This window comes from Streptomyces sp. NRRL B-24085, from assembly GCF_001282115.1.
In the GTDB taxonomy this organism is placed as follows: domain Bacteria; phylum Actinomycetota; class Actinomycetes; order Streptomycetales; family Streptomycetaceae; genus Streptomyces.
The window spans coordinates 1-3,480 of sequence record NZ_LJBR01000353.1 but is presented as its reverse complement, the minus strand read 5'-3'; the positions used below and the strand labels follow the sequence as shown (position 1 = coordinate 3,480).

The 3,480-nt window shown below is 69.1% G+C and carries 5 protein-coding genes; all 5 read left to right on the top strand.

Annotation, left to right across the window (positions count from 1 at the left end; genetic code table 11):
* On the top strand, positions 1-198 hold a 198-nt coding region (locus tag AOJ26_RS32140; protein ID WP_420713316.1), incomplete at its 5' end, for an elongation factor 1-alpha C-terminal domain-related protein.
* Between the two features lie 222 nt (positions 199-420).
* Positions 421-1,524 (top strand): aliphatic sulfonate ABC transporter substrate-binding protein, encoded by a 1,104-nt coding sequence (locus AOJ26_RS32130; RefSeq protein ID WP_053851887.1) that lies wholly within the window; start codon positions 421-423, stop codon positions 1,522-1,524.
* 34 nt (positions 1,525-1,558) lie between these two features.
* On the top strand, positions 1,559-2,344 hold the full coding sequence (locus AOJ26_RS32125; protein WP_053851886.1) for an ABC transporter ATP-binding protein: 786 nt from the start codon (positions 1,559-1,561) through the stop codon (positions 2,342-2,344).
* A complete protein-coding gene (locus AOJ26_RS32120; RefSeq protein ID WP_053851885.1) occupies positions 2,331-3,209 on the top strand; it encodes an ABC transporter permease in 879 nt (292 codons plus the stop codon). Before AOJ26_RS32125 ends, AOJ26_RS32120 begins: the two co-directional genes overlap by 14 nt.
* Before the next feature lie 5 nt (positions 3,210-3,214).
* Positions 3,215-3,480, top strand: a 266-nt coding sequence (locus AOJ26_RS32115) for a sirohydrochlorin chelatase (protein WP_199828891.1), incomplete at its 3' end; no start/stop codon positions are given.

The following is a 3,480-nucleotide window of genomic DNA, read 5'->3' as shown; positions in this document are numbered from 1 at the left end:
AACGACATCGGCCGGGTGAAGATCCGCACCGCGGAGCCGCTGCCCGTCGACTCCTACTCGGACTCCCGGCGCACCGGTTCGTTCATCCTCATCGACCCGAACGACGGCACCACCCTCACCGCGGGCATGGTCGGCGAGTCGTTCGCGTCCCCGGAGCCCGTCAAGGACGAGTCCGAGGACGACGGGTGGGACTTCTGACATGAACCCCACCGACTACTGGTCCACGTTCGCGAAGGAGGGCGGCCGCGTAGGCAGCGGCGCGCTCGGCAGCGGGCAGGGCGGAGTGGCGCGATGTGTGCGCTGACGTACGCGCACCGCTTGCGCGCCCCGTCCCCCCACAGCCGTAGACGCAGACCTGCCGACCTCCCGGCCACGACCTGAGAGACCGTGACCGCCGGGCCTCCGAGAGGAACACCTCCCGTGCCTGCTACATCCGTTCTTCGCCGCTCCTTCGCGGTCATCGCCGCGCTCCCGCTCCTCACCCTCGCCGCCTGCGGCTACGGCTCCGAGGCGAAGGACACCGACACCGCCAAGGTGGCCGCCGGAGCCAAGAAGATCGACGGACTGGACTCCGTCAAGATCGGCTACTTCGGCAACCTGACCCACGGCACCGCCCTCGTCGGGGTGGACAAGGGCTTCTTCCAGAAGGAGCTCGGGGCCACCAAGGCCTCGTACGCGACCTTCAACGCCGGCCCGTCCGAGATCGAGGCGCTCAACTCCAAGTCGATCGACATCGGCTGGATCGGCCCCTCCCCCGCGATCAACGGTTACGTCAAGTCGGGCGGCAAGAGCCTGAAGATCATCGGCGGTTCGGCGTCCGGCGGGGTGAAGCTGGTCGTCAACCCCGACAAGATCAAGTCCCTGAAGGACGTCAAGGGCAAGAAGATCGCGACGCCTCAGCTCGGCAACACCCAGGACGTGGCGTTCCTCAACTGGATCGCCGAGCAGGGCTGGAAGGTCGACGCGCAGAGCGGCAAGGGTGACGTCACCGTCGTCCGCACCGACAACAAGATCACGCCGGACGCCTACAAGTCCGGTTCCATCGACGGCGCCTGGGTGCCGGAGCCGACCGCGTCCAAGCTGGTCGCCGAGGGTGCGAAGGTGCTGCTCGACGAGTCGTCGCTGTGGCCGGACAAGAAGTTCGTGATCACGAACATCATCGTGCGGCAGGACTTCCTCAAGGAGCACCCGAAGGCGGTCGAGGCCGTCCTGAAGGCGTCGGTGGAAGCCAACAAGTGGATCAACGCCAACCCGGACGAGGCCAAGGCCGCGGCCAACAGGCAGCTGGAGGCCGACTCCGGCAAGGCGCTCAAGCCCGAGGTCCTGGACCCGGCCTGGAAGTCGATCCAGTTCACCAACGACCCGCTGGCCGCCACGCTCGACACCGAGGCGGAGCACGCGGTCAAGGCCGGTCTGCTGGAGAAGCCCGACCTGAACGGGATCTACGACCTCACGATCCTCAACAAGGTCCTCAAGGCCGAGGGCGAGCCCACGGTCGACGCCGCCGGTCTCGGCACCAGCTGACCCCGTCCCGATGAGTTCCCAGGAGGTGACGACCATGGCCACGACCACGACGCTCGCCAAGGCCGACGAGACGGTCGAGTACGCCGCGCGTCTCGACCACGTCTCGAAGTCCTTCGCGGGACCGGGCGGACAGCAGCTCGTCCTGGACGACGTCAGCATCGATGTCGCGCCGGGCGAGTTCGTCACCCTCCTGGGGGCCTCGGGCTGCGGCAAGTCCACGCTGCTGAACCTGGTGGCGGGACTGGACCAGCCCAGCACGGGCGCCATCACCACGGACGGCCGCCCGGCCCTGATGTTCCAGGAGCACGCCCTCTTCCCGTGGCTGACCGCCGGCAAGAACATCGAACTCGCCCTGAAGCTGAGGGGAGTTGCCAAGCCCGACCGGCGCGACAAGGCCGAGGAGCTGCTCGAACTGGTCCGGCTCAAGGGCGCGTACGGCAAGCGGGTGCACGAGCTGTCGGGCGGTATGCGCCAGCGGGTGGCCCTGGCCCGCGCACTCGCCCAGGAGAGCAGCCTGCTGCTGATGGACGAGCCGTTCGCGGCCCTGGACGCCATCACGCGGGACGTGCTGCACGACGAGATCACCAGGATCTGGGCGGAGACGGGGGTCTCCGTCCTGTTCGTCACGCACAACGTGCGGGAGGCGGTACGGCTCGCGCAGCGCGTGATCCTGCTGTCCTCCCGTCCCGGCCGGATCGCGCGCGAGTGGACGGTCGACATTCCGCAGCCGCGCCGCATCGAGGACGCGCCCGTGGCCGAACTGGCCCGTGAGATCACCGAAGAACTGCGTGGGGAGATCCGCCGCCATGGCCAGCACTGAGACGACACCGGCCCAGGACGCCGGGAGCGTGGAGGCGGGCCTCGACGCGCTGGAGACCCGGGCCACCGGCCGCCCGTCCCTCCGGGAGACCCTGGTCAACAAGATCCTGCCGCCGGTCATCGCGCTCGCGGTGGTCCTCGTGGTCTGGACCCTGCTCTACCCGGTCGTGGACGACCCGTCCAAGCTGCCCTCGCCGTCGGCGGTGGGTGCCACCTTCAAGGACGCCTGGCTGGCGGGCGATCTGCTCGGCTACATCTGGACCAGCGTCTCGCGCGGTCTGCTCGGCTTCTTCTTCGCCCTGCTCATCGGCACCCCGCTGGGTCTGGTCGTGGCCCGGGTGAAGTTCGTCCGGGCGGCCATCGGACCGATCCTGTCGGGCCTCCAGTCGCTGCCGTCGGTGGCGTGGGTGCCGCCGGCCGTGATCTGGCTGGGCCTGAACAACTCCATGATGTACGCGGTGATCCTGCTCGGCGCGGTGCCCTCCATCGCCAACGGTCTGGTGTCCGGCGTCGACCAGGTGCCGCCGCTGTTCCTGCGGGCCGGCCGCACCATGGGGGCGACGGGCGTCAAGGGCATCTGGCACGTCACCCTCCCGGCCTCGCTGCCGGGCTATGTGGCGGGCCTGAAGCAGGGCTGGGCGTTCTCCTGGCGGTCGCTGATGGCCGCGGAGATCATCGCCCAGTTCCCCGATCTCGGCGTGGGGCTCGGCCAGTTGCTGGAGAACGGCCGCACCAACAGCGACATGGCCATGGTGTTCGAGGCGATCCTGCTCATCCTGTTCGTCGGCATCGCGATCGACCTGCTGATCTTCAGCCCGCTGGAGCGGTGGGTGCTGCGCAGCCGCGGTCTGCTGGTGAAGGGCTGAGTTCCGTGAAGCCCGTCCTCCTGGTCGTCGCGCACGGCAGCCGCGACCCGCGGCACGCCGCGACGGTGCACGCCCTGGTCCGCCGGGTGCGCTCGCTGCGCCCGGACGTGCGGGTGGAGACAGGCTTTCTCGACTTCAACATCCCTTCCGTGCAAGGGGTGCTGGAGTCGCTGGCGGCACAGGGCGTCCGGGACGTCGTGGCGCTGCCGCTGCTGCTGACGCGTGCGTTCCACGCGAAGGCGGACATCCCCGCGGTCCTCAGGGACGCTCC